At 71.8% G+C, this 16,793-nt stretch carries 14 protein-coding genes and 1 pseudogene; 6 read left to right on the top strand and 9 right to left on the bottom strand.

Going from position 1 to position 16,793, the window contains the following annotated elements; all coding sequences use genetic code 11:
• Positions 1-452: 452 nt before the first annotated feature.
• From ACZ5DS_RS38100 to ACZ5DS_RS38110, 3 genes are all read left to right on the top strand, one after another.
• Entirely contained in the window at positions 453-878 is a 426-nt protein-coding gene (locus ACZ5DS_RS38100; protein ID WP_468247924.1) for a transposase family protein, read from the top strand.
• A gap of 211 nt (positions 879-1,089) precedes the next feature.
• The gene (locus tag ACZ5DS_RS38105; protein ID WP_468247926.1) at positions 1,090-1,455 is read left to right on the top strand and encodes a hypothetical protein; all 366 of its coding nucleotides are present in this window, start codon (positions 1,090-1,092) and stop codon (positions 1,453-1,455) included.
• Positions 1,456-1,735: 280 nt separating this feature from the next.
• The gene (locus ACZ5DS_RS38110) at positions 1,736-2,401 is read left to right on the top strand and encodes a hypothetical protein (RefSeq protein WP_468247929.1); all 666 of its coding nucleotides are present in this window, start codon (positions 1,736-1,738) and stop codon (positions 2,399-2,401) included.
• Positions 2,402-2,859: 458 nt separating this feature from the next.
• On the opposite strand, the gene ACZ5DS_RS38115 is transcribed toward ACZ5DS_RS38110, so the two are convergent.
• Positions 2,860-3,963, bottom strand: a complete 1,104-nt coding sequence (locus tag ACZ5DS_RS38115) for a baeRF2 domain-containing protein (protein ID WP_468247931.1) — start codon at positions 3,961-3,963, stop codon at positions 2,860-2,862.
• 137 nt (positions 3,964-4,100) lie between these two features.
• Positions 4,101-4,577, bottom strand: coding sequence for an Hsp20/alpha crystallin family protein (locus ACZ5DS_RS38120; RefSeq protein ID WP_468247932.1), 477 nt, complete (start codon positions 4,575-4,577; stop codon positions 4,101-4,103).
• 228 nt (positions 4,578-4,805) lie between these two features.
• Between ACZ5DS_RS38120 and ACZ5DS_RS38125 the strand changes: the two genes are divergently transcribed.
• Positions 4,806-4,943, top strand: coding sequence for a hypothetical protein (locus tag ACZ5DS_RS38125; RefSeq protein WP_468247935.1), 138 nt, complete (start codon positions 4,806-4,808; stop codon positions 4,941-4,943).
• A gap of 56 nt (positions 4,944-4,999) precedes the next feature.
• Here the strand turns inward: ACZ5DS_RS38125 and ACZ5DS_RS38130 are convergent, their stop codons facing one another.
• Positions 5,000-5,335 carry a hypothetical protein gene (locus ACZ5DS_RS38130; protein WP_468247937.1) on the bottom strand — a complete coding sequence of 112 codons (336 nt, stop codon included), beginning with the start codon at positions 5,333-5,335 and terminating at the stop codon, positions 5,000-5,002.
• A 155-nt stretch (positions 5,336-5,490) separates the two neighbouring features.
• Between ACZ5DS_RS38130 and ACZ5DS_RS38135 the strand changes: the two genes are divergently transcribed.
• On the top strand, positions 5,491-9,873 hold the full coding sequence (locus tag ACZ5DS_RS38135; RefSeq protein ID WP_468247939.1) for a cation-translocating P-type ATPase: 4,383 nt from the start codon (positions 5,491-5,493) through the stop codon (positions 9,871-9,873).
• A gap of 108 nt (positions 9,874-9,981) precedes the next feature.
• Here the strand turns inward: ACZ5DS_RS38135 and ACZ5DS_RS38140 are convergent, their stop codons facing one another.
• The 4 genes and pseudogenes from ACZ5DS_RS38140 to ACZ5DS_RS38155 form a co-directional block, all read right to left on the bottom strand.
• Complete coding sequence (locus ACZ5DS_RS38140; protein ID WP_468247942.1) at positions 9,982-10,764, bottom strand: Fpg/Nei family DNA glycosylase; 783 nt, start codon at positions 10,762-10,764, stop codon at positions 9,982-9,984.
• Positions 10,765-10,800: 36 nt separating this feature from the next.
• Positions 10,801-12,213: a dihydrolipoyl dehydrogenase gene (gene lpdA / locus ACZ5DS_RS38145; protein ID WP_468247993.1), complete on the bottom strand. Its 1,413-nt coding sequence runs from the start codon at positions 12,211-12,213 to the stop codon at positions 10,801-10,803.
• A gap of 304 nt (positions 12,214-12,517) precedes the next feature.
• Positions 12,518-12,970 carry a YbhB/YbcL family Raf kinase inhibitor-like protein gene (locus tag ACZ5DS_RS38150; RefSeq protein WP_468247996.1) on the bottom strand — a complete coding sequence of 151 codons (453 nt, stop codon included), beginning with the start codon at positions 12,968-12,970 and terminating at the stop codon, positions 12,518-12,520.
• A gap of 171 nt (positions 12,971-13,141) precedes the next feature.
• Positions 13,142-13,564: pseudogene (locus ACZ5DS_RS38155) on the bottom strand (DUF2267 domain-containing protein); the annotation flags it as partial.
• A gap of 59 nt (positions 13,565-13,623) precedes the next feature.
• Between ACZ5DS_RS38155 and ACZ5DS_RS38160 the strand changes: the two are divergent.
• Positions 13,624-14,277, top strand: a complete 654-nt coding sequence (locus tag ACZ5DS_RS38160) for an MBL fold metallo-hydrolase (protein WP_468247944.1) — start codon at positions 13,624-13,626, stop codon at positions 14,275-14,277.
• A gap of 49 nt (positions 14,278-14,326) precedes the next feature.
• On the opposite strand, the gene ACZ5DS_RS38165 is transcribed toward ACZ5DS_RS38160, so the two are convergent.
• Positions 14,327-15,037 carry a universal stress protein gene (locus ACZ5DS_RS38165; protein WP_468247946.1) on the bottom strand — a complete coding sequence of 237 codons (711 nt, stop codon included), beginning with the start codon at positions 15,035-15,037 and terminating at the stop codon, positions 14,327-14,329.
• A 244-nt stretch (positions 15,038-15,281) separates the two neighbouring features.
• Positions 15,282-16,721 carry a nicotinate phosphoribosyltransferase gene (locus tag ACZ5DS_RS38170; RefSeq protein ID WP_468247948.1) on the bottom strand — a complete coding sequence of 480 codons (1,440 nt, stop codon included), beginning with the start codon at positions 16,719-16,721 and terminating at the stop codon, positions 15,282-15,284.
• Positions 16,722-16,793: the final 72 nt, after the last annotated feature.

The raw sequence follows: 16,793 nt of genomic DNA on the forward strand, positions 1-16,793 counted from the left end.
GTGGAGGAGACCGCGCTCCCGGCGGACTACCAGCGGATCCTCGCGGCCGTGCGGCAGGCCACCCGGCCGGTCATGGCCCGCCAGGTCGGCGAGATGGTGGGGGTGGACGTCAGCGTGCGGGCCAAGCCGGAGCCGCTGCGCGGAATGCTGATCAGGATGGTCGACCGCGAGTGGCTGCGGAAACTGCCCGACGGACGGTTCGTTCACTACCCGCCTGTGACGGGGGCGCCGCCGACGGCGGCGGGACGGGGGCGTAACCGGGGTGTTCCCGGCGGCCGTTGGGCACTGTGTGCAGAGAACCGAAGAGCACGCCGAGGACACCTGCCCGCTTGTGTACCAGTGCCGCATGTTGCTGTCCACGCGCACCGTCAACCACCTCGCCGACCTGCTGCGCCCCCACCTCAAGGCGATCCGGTCCCGGTGGCGGATCCTGCCACCCGGGGAAGATCGCGGTGATCGTCCTGGCCGTGCTGCGCCACGATCAGCGCCCGGCCGACCTGGCCGGCGGCAACAACATCTCCGAGTCCACCGTCCGCCGCTGGCGCGACGAACTGATTGCTCTGCTCGCCGCGCAGGCCCCGCGCCTGGACCGCGCCTTGAAGAAGGTTGCCGTGCGGGGCGGGGAGGTCGTCCTGATCGACGGCACCTTCATTCCCACCCAGCGCCGCACGGGAAGGGCCAACCGTCGGAACTATTCCGGCAAGCACCGCCGTCACGGCCTGCACTTCCCCGCTCTGACCGACGAAAGGAGCCGTCTGATCTGGATATCCGTCGCCCGGCCCGGCAGCACCCACGACATCACCGCCGCCCGCCACGACCACGTCCTGGCCCACCTGCGCGCCCTGCTCGTCCCGACCAACCTCGAGATCAACCGCTGACGGACGATCTACTGCGCAGACAGCCGCCCATGATCGGCAGCATGTGGACCCAGGCGGATTTACCCATCCTGATGCCGAGATCCTGAACGAGTTACTCCAGGGCCGAGACCCTGCACGTCGTATGCTCAGCCGATTCGCTTGCTGGGCCTCGGTGTCGGGTGACTCGTCGTAATATCTCCTGCTGGTGGTCGACACAGTTTGGGGGGCAAACATGGAGAGACCGGACGACCGCATCGCATCCGTCCTGCGCTTCGCTGCGGAACTCGTCGCCTGGGTGGCCACCCCTTGGGCCTTGTCCACGTACTCATGGCTGCTCGCCGTCTTGGCGGTGATGCTACTGATCGGCCTCCCGACCGTCTTCTCCACTCCGGGAGACAAGGCGCAGGTGATCATCCCTGTCTCGGGTACGGTCACGATCCTGCTCGTGCTGCTCCAGCTCGCTGCTGCCGCGATCGCCGCATGGTCGGTATGGCCCATCTATGCGGCAGTCCTCGTGTCTCTCCTCGTGGCCGCCACCCTCGTCACGGAACGCCGACGCTGGCAGTGGCTGCTCTCCGCGGACCGGCACACCGGCTGAGCAGCGGAGGGGTGCGTTCGTGGTCCTCGTCGGCTTCTGGGGGGAGGTCGCGCGCCCACAGCGAATGCATGGGCCACATGGACCACACGGGGAAGCCGGCGTGGAAGGCGTGGGCCGTGATGTGGCGGGCCGACGCGCTTCTCGACCTGCGAGCGCGGATCGCCGTGCGCGGTTTGACATGGGTCATCAGGCCGCGTTCACAGACTCCAGTGACATGGTGCTGCCCCTGGTCTGTATCAACTCTGTTGGGTGAACCCGCCGCAGTCTGGATCATGGCTGCATGACGAAGTGGACGAAGAACGAACCTCCGGTGGAGCGGCCAAGCCCTGAGTCGGAGCTTTCCCCGTACCAGCAGGCGATGCGGCAAAGGCTCCTCGCGGCCCCCGTAGTACCGGCGCCCGACCCCTGGCAGCGCATCGCGTACGCCCCGGTCGGCGGGCTGCTCGGGATCGGCTTCGCCTCGCACCCCGGCACCGGCCAGGACTTGGTGATGGTCGTCTCGCAGGACGGTCACGGTCTTTTCGACGCCATTACGGGCGAGAAGATCGCGCGGGATCGTGACCCTGACCCCGAGGACAGCACCCCCGACGCAGATCCCGATCTGTCGTGTCCCGGGTTGGGACCGGTCGCCGGAAGCAGGGTGCGCATCGCCGGGCTCTTCGGAGGGGGACTGCACACCACCACGGAAGACAGTTGGACGCTGGAGGTCGTTACCCCCCTCTGGCCCCACGAGCGTGTACTGCTCTCCCGCGACGGCAGGTTGCCCCACTCCGGTCCTCACGGGGAGCGTTGGTGGCACATCTTCCATTCCAACTACTCCACGTTCCGTGCCGCTGGTTTCTCGCCCTCCGGGCAGACTCTTGCCGTAGCGACGAGCAGCGATCTGTCCCTGTGGACTCGCGGGACCGGCCACAGCCGCAGCCGATTCGGAGGCTGCCGAAGTTGAAGGTGCGGCTGGCGCGTCACGCCGAGGCGGCTGCCACGGCTCGGCGTATCGATGCAGGCGAGCCCAACAGAAGTGAGTTGCTTGTCGATGCCCTGCCCGCGTATCGGTACGCGCTGTATGCCGTCGGACGGCGGGTCGAGGGTTTCGCCGTGTGTGAGGAGATGGCTTGGGCCGGGCGATCGGGTTTCGCGCACGGGCAGGTGCCGAGTCCCATGTATGGGCACTGGCCGCCGGCCACCGTATCGGCCGATTCAGGCCGCGCCGGCGACGCTGTTCGGCTTCCGCTCCTCGATTGGTCGCCCGCTCTTCGACGAAGGCGTGGATCTTGCCCGCCGCTTGCCTCGTCGGCCACCGCGTCGAGCCCGGTCCGGCCGCGCGCCACGAGGGCTCCACGCGGGCCGTACGGCCTCCTCGCGCCGCCAACGCCCGTGCTCACCGGGCTCCCGGATGCGCCGTGGTCACCCGCGCGGTTCCGGTTCCGTGTAGCGGAGCAGTACGCCCACGCCCTCGTGCAGCCTCACCTGCTGCTCGGGCACGAGGACGAGTTCGGCCCGGGTGCCGACCAGGGCGCGAGTGAGGACTGCGTCGGCGCGTTCCTCGCGGACGTCCTGGATGCCGTAGGAGCGCAGTTCCTGCTTGGTGAGGGCGAGTTGGCCCGGTTCCGGGCCGGCCCACAGGCGGAGCGGCGACTCGGGGTGGTTGTTGAGGAAGAGGGCTTTGACCCGACCGCGTTGCAGGGCGGACACGGCGGGGGCGAGGCCTTCGGCCGACGCTCCGTCGTGTGCGCGCTGGGCGAGGAAGGTCGCCAGCAGGGACCGGTCGTGCTCGGCCATGCGTCCGCCGAAGAGGCTTTCGAGGCGGTGTTCCAGCAGCGCCCGTCGGGGTCGGGACTCGCCGGCGCCCTCGATCGTGATGACCCGTCCGCGCAGGGGAGTGGGAAGCCGGCGGACGAGAATGCCGCGGGCCCACACGTCTCCCGCCACCACCACTGCCTCGGCGTTGATGCGCCGTGCATGGCCCTCCAGCTCCTGGCCCATCACCTCGGCGGCGTTCAGCCAGTCGGTCACCGGGATCTCCTCGTCGAGGCGGTGCCCTGGCGTGACCCTGGTCAGGGGCCATGTGCCGATCTCGGCCTCGATCCGCACCGTGCCCGGGGCCTCCGTGGAGTGCCGGCCGCTGTAGTGGACGTACGCCGCCACGTAAGGGATCTCGGGGGAGTGCTGGACGATCAGCGGCAGGGTGTCCGGCAGCGTTCCGAAGTGCGCGGTGTCCCGTGCCGGCGGGAGGGGCAGCTCGTCCAGCAGGGCCAGTCGGCCGTGCGCGGTGAACACCGCCTGCCCGTGGGTGCCGGGGATGTCGGTGTCGCTGCCCACGGCCTCCGCTGCCGCGGCGAGGGAGTCCTGATCGGCTCCCTCGGACGTCAGGGCGTCCCGCAGGTGCCGCCAGCGCAGTTCTATGGCCGCGTCGGGATCCTCGATGACGCTGTCGCGGGATGTGTCCAGATAGACCGAGGCGAACGGGCCCGGCTGCTTGTACAGGGGTTCGAGGAAAGAAAGTCTCATGCTCCGCTCCTGAGGGCACTCTCGAAGCCCGTCTTCCCGGCGCCGGCCGATCGGCCGTTGCACGGCGGCCAGGAGAGCCGATCGGAAGGCTCCCCTGGCCTCGGTGCGACGGCATCGCGACGCACGGACCGGGCCGCTCAGGACCCGGTGATTTCGATGTGCCGCGGCTTGGTGGCCTGGGTCTTGGGCACGGTGATGGTCAGAACGCCGTCGTGCAGGGTCGCGCTCACCTCGTCCGACTTGACGTCGGTGGGCAGGACGGCCTGGTACTCGAAGTGACCGGTGCGGCGGGTGCTGCGGCGCACTATGCCCTCGCGCTCCCGCTCCTTGTAGTCGCCGGTGATGCGCAGCTCCCGCTCGCTCATCTCGATGTCGATGTCGTCGCGCTTGACTCCGGGCAGTTCCGCCTCGATCACGTAGGAGCTGTCGGTCTCCCGCATGTCTGCCGCCGGAGACCAGGCCAACGCGGCAGGAGTGGTGGCGGCGCCTTCCAGCAGTCCCTTCATGCGTTCGAACAGCTCGTCGAACTCCGCGGCGACCGGTTCACCCCATCCGAAGGCGGGGAACGACCGCTCCAGCAGGCTGCCGGGCCGGTGTCGTACAGGCAGCGTCATCGCGATTCACCTCCGCGAAAGTGTGGCATTCGGGTCTATTTCCATAGTGCGCGTCCACACCGAAAAGGGTCGAGTCGTCATCAGCGCGGGGCGCCCCCACCGCCACGCCGTCACCATCTGTTCACCTGGGAGATGGCGAAAGTACTCCTCGGAGGCACCCAAGGCGCAGGAAAAGGCTGCATTGTCTGGTTTCAGACACCCGTATCCGCGTACAGAAAGTCAGCCGACATGGCCGAGATACTGGCAGCCGTGGCAATGAAGATCGCTGTTGCGCTCGTCGAGGCGATCATCCTGCGCCTCGTGTGGCAGCTGTGGACCACTTACGCACGCTCTCTGCGCACGGCCTTCGCACCGGCCGCCGCGTAACACTGCGGCGCCCGGTAGCGCTCACGCCACCGCGCGCCGAACCTACGTCTGGACGCCTATGTCCGGGCACCTGTGGCCTGCTTCTCCTCCTTCCCTTCCTTCTCCTTCCGTCCGCTGCGCAGCAGCCAGGTGGCTCCGCCGACGGCCAGGGCGATGGGCCATTCCAGAACATCCGCGACGGCCAGTGCCGCAAGGCCTCCGTAGAACGCGAGATCCTTGGCGGCAGGCGTACCGGGCAGTCTTGCCGTCGCCGCCCGGGCCGTGCTCGTCAGCTCTTCCTTGGTGAGGTACGGAATCGGCACCGGAGGATGCAGCGTGCGCATGTGCAGGTGCAGACCTGCGCCGTCGCCCGCATGGGTTTCCTGTTGCGTCTTCTCCGCTGTCTTGGCCATCCCCCTCCTCCTTCCATCGGAGTCGGTGTGGTGTGCCTCTTCAATTCTCGCGCGCTTCCGGTGGCGTGTGCGCGGGGAAAGCGTTGCCATGGAAAACAGGGGACGGCGGCCTTTCCGTGCACGCGGGGTGAGTGCCGGACCGCAGGGAGCTGGTGATGCGCGTGGCACTGCCGGGACGCGGACTGCTGCGGGCTGCGGTGTCCTGCGCGGCCGGGGCGCTGCAGGACGAGGCCCGGGCGCGCGTCCGGTTCTTCGGACGGCGCGCGCACGTCGCCGTACGGGGTCTGCGCCCCGGTGACCTGCCGGAGTCCGCGGCGAAGAAGCTGGCCGAGGACGTCGAGCGGTGCCTCGCCGCCCTGCCGTCGGTGGAGTGGGCGGTGGTGAACACCGTCCTCGGTCACGCCGTCGTCGGCACCGAGGGCCCGTTCGAGACCGAAACGATCGCGGACGCCCTGATCGAGGCGGTCGAGGCGGTGGAGGAGGCCCACGGCGTCGCCCATCCGCTGCCCGAGCATCCTGTGTCGGGCGGGACGGTCCGCCGTTCCGGCGCGGCCATGGCCCTGCATGTGGCCGCCGCACCCCTGGCGGCGTTGGCCGGTCTGACGCGCCGCACCCCCATCCCCGCGGGTATCGCCGCGCTCGCCCCGCTCGTCGAGGCCCACCCCCGGCTGCGGCGTCACGTGGAGCAGGCCGTCGGCACCGACAACGCCGGACTGCTCCTGGCCTCGCTCACCGCGCTGGGTCAGGCGGGCTCCGGCGGTCTCTCCGGGGTCGGCGTGGACGCGCTGCGGCATGCGCTGCGGGTGCGGGAGGCCGACGCGGAGGCCGCCGCCTGGGCCGCGGCCGAGCCGCGCCTCGCAGGCAGCGCCGATGCAGGGGCCCATCGCACGGCGCCCGAGCCGCCTCCCCGCGAGGCGCCGCTCAAGCCGGGGCCGATCGAGCGCTACGCCGATCAGGCACTCGGCGTGGCGGCGGCGTCGTTCGTCGGATCGCTGCTGGTCACCAGGCGCCCCGGGCGGGCCCTCGGTGCGGCGCTGGCGGCGATCCCGAAGGCGCCGCCGCTGGCGCGCGAGGGCTTCGCCTGCGCCTTCGGCCGGGGTCTGGCCCGCCAAGGCATCGTGGTGGCCGACCCTGGGGCGCTGCGGAGGCTGGACCGGATCGGCACCGTGCTGCTGGACACGGACGCGCTGGCCACCGGCGCCCATCGGCCGGCCGATCTGGTCGCCCTCGACGAGGACGCGCCCGCGGGTGAATTCGCCGCGACGGCCCACCGGCTCTTCGACGGCTCCGCCCCGGAGAGCGTGCAGCGGGACGGGGAGTGGGTGCTGGGGCCGGTCGAGCACCTGACGCTGCAGGGACGTACGGGCAAGCGGGCCCGGGAGCGGCTGCGGCAGGAGGGCGCGCGGCTCGTGCTGGGCCTGGCGCACGGACAGCGGCTGCTCGCCGTGATCTCCGTGCTGCCCGAGATGCACGACGCCGCGAGCGCCTTCGTCCCGGCAGCCCATGCGGCCGGGCTGAAGATCGTGGCCGCGGGTGCGCACACCTCCGACGCGTCCGTGCGGGAGGCCGACGCGGTCAGTGCGGGAGACGACCGGCTGCTCGCGTCCGTACGGGCCCTGCAGCGCGACGGCGACGGCGTGCTGCTGCTCTCGCACGACCGGCCCGCACTCCTGGCCGCCGACGTCGGTGTGGGCCTCGCCGACCCGCAGGGGACACCGCCCTGGGGCGCGGACCTGTACCTGGACGGCGACCCCGCCTCGGCCGTGGTGATCGTGGAGGCCTGCCGCACCGCCCGGGAGACCGCGCGCCGGGGCGTACGGCTCGCCCAGGCGGCGGCCGCGGTCGGCGCGACGGCGGTGCTGGCGGGACGGGCGCGGCGCCCGGCCGCCCGGGGCGTGACGGCGTTCAACGCGGCGGCCGCACTGGGCATCGCGGTAGGTGTCTGGGCGGCGGCACGGCTGCTGCGGCGCCCTTCGCCCCTGCCCACGCCGCGGCGCCCGTGGCATGCCATGGACCCGGCCACCGTGCTCGCCAGGGCCGGTGGCCGCGACGAGGGCCTCACGGCCGAGGAGGCGAGGGCGCGGGCCACGACCACCGGCGAACCGGCACCGAGGACATCGCTCGGCCGGGCCTACCTGTCCGAGATGGCGAACCCGCTGACGCCCGTCCTCGGCGCGGGCGCGGCCATGTCGGCGTCGGTGGGCGCGGTCCTCGACGCCGTCGTCATCGTGGCGGTCACCGCCGTGTCGGGGCTCTTCGGCGGCTTCCAGCGCTACCGGACCGAGCGCGCCGTCGCCCAGCTGCGGCGGGAGTCGGCCGTGATGGCCAACGTGGTGCGGGACGGCGAGGAGACCGTCGCCCCCGCCGAGGAACTGGCCGTGGGCGACGTGGTGAACCTGAACCCCGGTGACGTGGTGCCGGCCGACGGACGCCTGCTGGAGGCGCACCACCTCGAAGTCGACGAATCCGCGCTGACCGGCGAGTCGCTGCCGGTGGCCAAGAGCGTGGCGCCCGTTCTGGCCTCGGACCTCGGGGACCGTACGTCCATGGTCTACGAGGGCACCACCGTGGCCGCCGGCCGTGGCCGCGCGGTCGTCGTCGCGACCGGCACGGCCACCGAGGCGGGCCGCGCCGCAGCGGGCGGACGGGGCGCGGCGCCCTCCGCCGGGGTCGAACGCCGACTGGCCCGGATCACCCGTACGACGCTGCCGGTGGCACTCGGTTCTGCCGCGGCCGTGGTGGCGGCGGGCATGCTGCGCGGGCGCCCCGCCCGGGACACGGTCGGCGCGGGTGTCGGACTGGCCGTGGCCAGCGTGCCCGAAGGACTGCCGTTCCTGGTCTCGGCCGCCCAACTCGCCTCCGCCAGACGGCTTTCCGCACGCGGGGCCCTGCTCAGACACCCCCGTACCATCGAGGCGGCCGGCCGCGCCGACGTCCTGTGCTTCGACAAGACGGGAACCCTCACCCAGGGGAGGATCTCCCTCGTGGCCGTCGCCGCCGACGGGCACAGCCGCCCCCTCGAACGGCTCGAGGACGAGCAGCGGGCCGTCCTCGCCGCGGCGCTGCGGGCGACACCGCGCCCGCACAACGGCGGGGAACTGGAACACGCCACCGACGGCGCGGTGGCCGAGGGCGCCGAGGAGACGCGAGTCAGCCGTACCACGGCCGCATCGGGCTGGCGGCGCACCTCCAGCCTGCCGTTCGAACCCAGCCGTGGCTTCCACGCGACGCGAGGCCGCTGCGGCCGGCACCGGGTCCTGTCGGTGAAGGGGGCGCCGGAGGAGGTCGTGGAGCGCTGTGCCACCCGCGGTGGCCGACGCCTGGACCGCAAGGGCAGGGAGGCCGTCCTCGCGGCGGGCGAGAAGCTGGCCGCAAAGGGCCACCGGATCCTCGCGGTCGCCGAACTCCGGGACGCCCCCGGCGGCAAACTCACCGACGAGACGGTGGACGGCCTCGACTTCCTCGGCTTCCTCGCGTTCGCCGACCGGGTGCGCGGCACGGCCCGCGACGCGGTGCGCCGGCTCGCGGACGCCGGGGTGCACATCGTCATGATCACCGGAGACCACCCGGGCACCGCCGAGTCGATGGCCCGCGAACTGGGCGTCCTGGACGGCAGACGGGTGGTGACCGGAGCCGAACTCGACGACCTGGACGACCGCGCTCTCGACAAGCTGCTGCCCGACGTCGGTGTCGTCGCCCGCGGCACCCCCGTGCACAAGGTCCGCGTGGTGCAGGCGTTCCAGCGCCTGGGCCGCACGGTCGCGATGACCGGCGACGGCGCCAACGACGCGCCCGCCATCCGGCTCGCCGACATCGGGATCGCGTTCGGTACGCGGGCCACTCCCGCCGCGCGTGCGGCGGCCGACCTCGTCGTCACGGACGACCGGCTGGAGACGGTGCTCGCCGCGCTCGTGGAGGGCCGCGCGATGTGGGCCTCCGTACGGCAGGCCCTGGCGATCCTGGTCGGCGGCAATCTCGGCGAGATCGCCTTCACCCTCCTCGGCGCGGCCGCCACCGGGACCTCGCCCCTGACGGCCCGCCAGCTCCTGCTGGTCAACCTCTTCACCGACCTCGCCCCGGCCATGGCCGTCGCCCTGCGCCCCCCGCGGCCGGAGGCCGCCGAGCGCATGCTCCGCGAGGGACCCGAAGTCTCGCTCGGCACGGCTCTGACCGAGGAGATGGTGTGCCGAGCGGTGGCCACGGCACTGGGCGCCACGGCCGGCTGGCTCGCCGCGCGCTTCACCGGCCGTGCCACCCGCGCCCGCACCGTCGCCCTGGTCGCGCTCGTCGGCGCGCAGCTCGGCCAGACCCTCCTGGTCGGCGGCCGCAGCAGAGCGATCGTCATCTCCTCCCTCGGTTCTCTGGCCGCACTGGCGGCCGTCGTCCAGACCCCGGTCCTGAGCCAGTTCTTCGGCTGCACGCCCCTCGGCCCGATCGCCTGGACCATCGCCCTGACCGCCGCGGCCGGGGCAACGGTGATCTCACCGTTCCTCCCACCACTGATCGCGCGTGTCCACCCGCACGTCCCGGATTTCTGACTGGTGGACATGCCCGAAGAAGGTGAGTACCAGTGGCAGACCCCGCGCCCGCGCCTGCGCGTCGCCGACCGGAAAAACGCCATCCCTTCGGTCTGTCGCTCCAGCGCTTCAACGCTGGCACTGTGGGCACCACACGGTGCGGCGGCCGGAGATGCGGCGCGAGCGCAGGTGGCTGCCGCAGCGCGGGCATGCCGGTTCGTCGTCGTCGCGACGGCCGGTGAGCCACGTACGACGTGGCGGCACGCAGGCGGCGCGTACGGACGAGGCGAGCACTCGTCGCATCGCTGTGAACACGTCACGTGCCTCGCCCTCGCTGAGGTCCCGTGCCGGTCGCCCGGGGACCACCCGCGCCCGCCAGAGGATCTCGTCGCTGAGAAGGTTCCCGAGGCCGGCGATGGCGGACTGGTCCATCAGTACGCCCTTGACGGCGCCCCGCCGCCCGGCGAGCAACGCCAGGAAATCCTGACGCTCCATGGCGAGGGCGTCGGGGCCCAGACCGGCCAGGATGCGGTCCACTGCGGCCGGCCCTTCGACCAGCCGTACGCCCTGGAGCTTGCGCTGGTCGCGGTAGCGCAGCTGCCGTGTGCCGTCGAGTGTGAGGACGACCCGGTCATGGGCGTGCAACGGGTCGTCCGCGGAAGCGCACAGCAGCTCTCCGGTCATGCCGAAGTGCCAGACGAGGACCGGGCCGTCGCCGACGGGGACGACCAGCAACTTGCCGTGGCGGCGCGGCCGGCCGAGCCGCCGCCCCTCGACCTGCCGCCGCAGGCGTTTCGCGGTGACCCCGCGTAGTACGCCGGTATCCCGCACTTCGACGTGCCGGACGCGTCGCCCTCGGCCGCAGGAGTTCAGCACGTCCCGAAAGCCCTCGACGTCCGGCAACTCCGGCATGCGTTCCTCCCGGCGTCCGTCGACTCGGATGGCGCGTCACATGTTGATCATGTGTCCGGCCAGGCCGTGAATCGCCTCCTGGACCGCCTCGCCGAGCGTGGGATGCGCGTGGACGTTGCGGGCGACCTCATGGACGGTGAGGTCCCATTGCTGTGCCAGGGTCAGCTCTGGCAGCAGTTCGGTGACGTCCGGGCCGATGAGGTGCCCGCCGATCAGCTCGCCGTACTGCGCATCGCTGATCAACTTCACGAAGCCGGTGGCGTCGCCCAGGCCGTGCGCCTTGGCGTTCGCGGTGAACGGGAACTTCGCCACCTCGACGTCGTAGCCCAGTTCGCGTGCCTGCGCCTCGGTGTAGCCGAAGCTGGCGATCTGCGGCCGGCAGAAGGTGGCCCGCGGGATCATCACGTAGTCGAGCTCCATCGTCTCCGCGTCCGCGAGTGTCTCGGCGGCGATCACGCCCATCGCCTCGGCCGCGTGCGCGAGCATCAGCTTGGCGGTGACGTCGCCGATGGCGAAGAGGTGCGGGACGTTCGTACGGCAGTGACCGTCCACGTCGATCGCACCGCGCTCGGTGACCCGTACGCCGGTGTTCTCCAGACCGTAGCCGGTCACGTTGGGGGCGAAGCCGATCGCCTGGAGGACCTTGTCGGCCTCCAGGACCTGCGGGGCGCCGTCGTTGCCCGTGACCGTGACGCGGACCCGGGGGCCCGACTCGTCGATGGCGTCGACTCGGGTGGAGGTGAGTGCGTCGATGCCCAGCCTGCGGTACTGCTTGGCGAGTTCGGCGGAGACTTCGGCGTCTTCCAGCGGGGCGAGGCGGTCCAGGAACTCGACGATCGTGACCTTCACGCCGTAGTTGTGCAGGATGTAGGCGAACTCGACGCCGATCGCGCCCGCGCCCGCGATGATGATCGACTGCGGCAGCTCCTCGGCGAGGATCTGCTCCTCGAAGGTGACCACGCGGGAGGTACGGCGGGTGCCGGGCAGCAGCTTGGGTGTGGCGCCGGTGGCGATGACGCAGTGGTCGAACCCGATCGTGCGCGTGTCGCCGTCGAAGCCCGACACCTGGAGGGTGTGCGGGTCGAGGAACGTGCCGTGGCCGTCGATCTCCGTGATCCTGTTCTTCTTCATCAGGTAGTGCACGCCCTTGACCCGGCCGTCGGCGACCTTGCGGCTGCGGCGGAACGCCTCGCCGTAGTCGAAGGACACCTGTCCGTCGACGCGGATGCCGAAGGTCTTCGCCTCGCGGGTGACGATGTGCGCCAGCTCTGCGTTGCGCAGCAGGGCCTTGGTCGGGATGCAGCCCACGTTCAGGCAGATGCCGCCCCAGTACTTCTGCTCGACGACGGCCACGCGTCTGCCCAGCTGGGCGGCGCGGATCGCGGCGACGTAGCCACCGGGGCCGGCACCGAGCACCGCCACGTCGAAGCGGTCGTCCGGCTCGTCCACCATCGATGCCTCCCTTCGGGGCTCGTACTGCCGCTGCCGCGGCCGTGGGTCACAGCCCGGGCGCGTTCGGGCTCCGGCCAGAGGTGCCCGTTCGATGCCGACGGCAAACAGGCGAACCCGTGCGGAAGCCGCCGCGAGGGGCCCGCTGGACAGCGCGCGTGTGTGGGGTGCGGCGGGCGGACCGGTTGCGGCGGCTGGACGCCGCAACCGTGCACACCAGCAGACCCGACGACGCGCAGATCGCCTGAAGGTCCCGGTTCCGCCGACAGCCCCGGTGCCGGACCGCCACGTGCCGCGGTTCGTGTCAGTGCTGGTAGAGGCCCACCAGCGTGCTGTCGCCCAGTTCCCCCCTCTCCGCGGCTTCGCGGACCTGCCGGGTGCTGGGGGCGTCGGGCAGGACGCACGGCTGCGCGAGGGCGTAGAGGTGGAAGACGTAGCGGTGCGCCTGATCCCCGCGGGGTGGCGCCGGCCCGTCCCAGCCGCGTCGGCCGAAGCCGTTGACGAGTTCCGTGCCACCCGGCGGGGTGCGGCCGGCCTCGACGCCCTGGCTGTGCGGGTCGATGCCGACCACCGCCCAGTGGACGAAGCCGCCCGAGGGCGCGTCGACGTCCTCGCACAGCAGCACCAGTTCCGTCGCCTCGTCCGGCACGCCGGACCAGGTCAGCGGCGGTGAGACGTTGTCGGCATCCTCGGTGTACCGGGGCGGCAGGCGGTGATGGTCCTCGAAGGCGGGGCTTTCCAGTCTGAGTGCGGTCATGGGGGATTCCTCCGTCCGGTGCGTGGGCTGGGGGCGGCCGGCAGACCGATGCCGGTGGTGGGCGGACCGGCGTGGTGGCGGACTGCCGCTGCTGCCGGCGAAGAGGCTGGCGGCCAGCTCGTCGTCCAGGGCTTCGCGGATCTTCTCGGTCACGCTGCCCTGCACGGCCTGTGCCACCACCTCGATCACCGAGCGGGCGTGGTGAACCGCCTTGGGGAAGTTCTTGCCCTCCCGCTGGGCGACGTGCTCGAAGAACTCGTGTCCGCTCATGTGCGTTCCGGCGGTGGGAACGTCCGGCGCTCTCTCGATGCGCCGCAGGTGTTCCGCGATCTCATGCGGCAGCTGGGCGGCGAGTTTCTCCGCCAGTGCGGCGGGGATGCGTTCCGCGAGCGTTTCCAACGTCGCGCGGGTTGCCCTTTCCGCGGCGCCACGACTGTCCAGTCGCGCCCGCGACTGCACCTGGCCGATGAATTCCTCGTGGCGCATCCCCCTCACCTCCAGCGGGACCAGCAGGGAGGCTTCCCCTTCTGCATCACTCATCGGGTAGCCAGGTTCGATCCCGCCAATCGCCGCGAGGAGCAGGAGCGATGGCATGAAAGAAGGTAGGGATGCCTGAGACGATGACCGGGTCACGTTCCCGGGAGGTGACCGTAATGGCTCCTCGGCTCCGGCTCACGCTGCTGGGCGTGGGTGCCATGGAGTCTCCGCGTTTCGCACCGGCCGGCCTGCTGGTGGCCTGGGGCCGCCTTCGTGTCGCGTTCGACGGCGGCCCCGGAGCGGAGCCGCCCGAGGGCCGGCTGGACGCCTGGCTCGTCACCGACGAGCACGCCGAACTCCGCTCAGCCCTGCGGCGTCTCGCCGCGCAGCGCGGGCTGGCGCCCCGGATGGCGGACGCGGACCTCGGCGAGTTGCGCATCCGCGCGCATCCGGTCGCGCACACCTCCCATCCGACCTGCGGTTACCGCATCGAAGGAGGGCTGGGGGTGGCGGTGTGGGCACCGGAGTTCTGGACCTTCCCGTCCTGGGCGGCGGACGCGGACCTGATGTTCGCGGAAGCCTCGGGCTGGGACCGCCCGATCCGATTCCGTGGTGGAGTGGGCGGACATGCGCCCGTGCGCGATGTCGGCCCGGAAGCGGCCCGGAACCGGATCGGACGCTTGGTCTATGCACACATCGGTCGCCCTTGTCTGCGGGCGATGGACGCCGGTCGGACGCCTGAGTACGGGGAATGGGGCCGCGAGGGCCACACGTACCTCCTCTCCCCGAACCGCCCAGCGGGCCGGTCGTCGTCGTTTGCGCCGCGGTAGGCACCGAGGCGCCCCCCCGGAAGGCTGCTGTCCGAGCGAAGGGGCCGCCTCACGCTGGCCTCGACGGAACGGCGATGACGGGGCAGCGGGCGTGGCGCAGCACTCCCTGGCTGACCGAGCCCAGCAGCATGCCGGTGAAGCCTCCGTGGCCCCGGGTCCCCACCACCAGGCCCAGCGCGTGGGCGGAGGCGTCGGTGAGTACCTGAACGGGGTGCCCGACGACCACCTCGTGGTGCAGGCCCACCTCCGGGTAGCGGCCGTGGCGGCCTGCCACGGTGTCCGAGAGCAACCGGAGGGCTTCCTGTTGCGGGGCGTACTCGTCGAAGATCCTCAGCGGACCTGGCTCCCAGACGTACAGGGCTCGTACTCCGGCGCCATGCAGGTCCGCCTCCTCGAATGCCACCGACCGCGGCGGCCGAGTGTTCGCTGCCGTCGACGCCGACGACGTAGTACGCGGCCTCGTGTCGCCCTCCGCAAGCACAGCGTCCACCTCGACCTGGGGATGTCGCGCCGTGACGAAGTCCGCCGGTTCCACGAGCACCTGCTTGCCGGCCGTGTGCAGAGCCTCGTTCCATTCCTCCCAGGACGGCGGGACCTCCCGCCCCCGGTAGCCCCTGGCCGGCACGCCCTCGACGTGGACCGGACGCAACGGCAGCCGACGGCGGACGGCCTCGTCGGACGCCCAGGCCAGCGCCGCCTGCCAGCCGGGATCGGGAGCGACACCCACCACGATCGGCCGACGATCACCGGGCCGCGACACGGCGTCCTCCAGCCACCGGCTCGTCGGGACGGTGGAGCCCCACGACCTCGCCGGCCCGGCCCACTACCCCAGCCGTGGTACCGCGTACGACGATCTCGCCGCCCACCGGGGCCCGCATCAAGACGCCTGTCACCTCGGGTCCGGAACTCGGCACGATCCGGCCGCACTTCCTCGTCGGTACGGGAGCGGACATCTCGCCCGCGCCCGCCTCCCCCTGCGGCGGCGCGGAACCGCGCCGCCGATCTCATGGAAGACCTGGCGTGGTCAGGGCTCCAGGGGTCATGGGTCCTCGCCTCGTTCCCGTCGGCCCCCTCGCAGGGCCCTTCACGGCGCCTCGGCGGACGGTGCCGAGGCGGTCCGGGCGGAACCGTGCCTCGATGTCCGCGCGTACCGTGGCCGTCAGCTCCTCCAGAGCGGGGGACTGCACCGGTCGGACCGGTTCGGGGTCCTCGATCCGAAGCGCCGGGTCGGGCAGGCCGGCCATGTCCTCGCGGAACCGGTCGTGGGCGTCCTGCCAGCGGTCCGGCGGCCCCGTCCGACGGCCGCCGCGCATCACCGTACGCAGCAGTGGCCGTGCCGGGTCCGGCGGTTCCTCCCGCTCCAGGGCGATGACGTCGGGCCGCCCGGCGCGCCGGAAGACCTGCTTGCGGCCCGGGGCCGTGACCTTCGCCGAGGACAACTTCATCACCGGACGGCCGTCGTACTCCACGAGCTTGTACGCGGCGTCCAGGTACGGGGCGTCCGCGGCCACGCCCACGCGCGTGCCCACGGCGTACACATCGATCGGCGCACCGGCGCGCACCAGCCGGGCCACGCCGTACTCGTCGAGTCCGCCGCTGGCCACGATCTGTACGTCGGTCAGCCCTGCGGCGTCCAGCAGGGCGCGTGCCCGGCGCGAGAGCGCATCGAGGTCTCCGCTGTCCAGCCGGATCGCGCAGCCGGGACCGAGCCCCAGGTCCCTCAGTACTCGGGCCGCGATCCGCGTGCCCTCCTCGGTGTCGTAGGTGTCGACAAGGAAGGTGACCGGGCCGGGATGACTGCGGGCGAAGGCCCGGAAGGCTTCTTCCTCGCCGGGGAACGCCTCGATGTACGAATGGGCCATGGTGCCCGAGGCAGGGATGCCCAGGGCGGTGGCGGCGGCGACGTTGCTGGTGCCGGCGAAGCCCACCAAGGCGCCCAGCCGGGCCGCCTGCCGGCCCGCCCACGGGCCGTGGGTGCGGCGCAGCGAGAAGTCCACCACGGGCCGTCCGGCCGCGGCCAGGACGCAGCGGGCCGCCTTGGACGCCACCACCGTCTGGTGACAGACCTGGTTCAGCAGATACGTCTCCACGAGCTGGGCCTCCGGCAGCGGTGCGGTCACCTCCAGCAACGGCTCACCGGAGAACACCGCACGGCCCTCCGGGACGGCGCGCACCTCGCCCTCGAAGGCGAGACCGAGGAGCGGTTCGAGGTCGCGTACCGGGCGGTCCAGCGCGGCCGCGAACTCCTCGACATCCTCCCGCTCGACGCGGTAGTCGGCCAGGAAGTCCAGTGCGGGCTCCAGCCCTGCGGCGACCAGGAAGCCCCGGCCGGGCGGCAGATCACGGACGAAGAGGCTGAACGTGGCCGGGGCCCGCATGTCCTCCCGGAGGTAGGACAGGGCCATGGTCACTTCGTAGAGATCGGTGGTGGTGACGTCGGACATGGTGATCGCCGCCGAACGTGGTCGTCCCCTCTCCACCAGTCTGACCACACGCGCGCAGGAGGAAAGGGGTAC

The sequence above is a fragment of the Streptomyces sp. NPDC031100 genome, assembly GCF_055570785.1.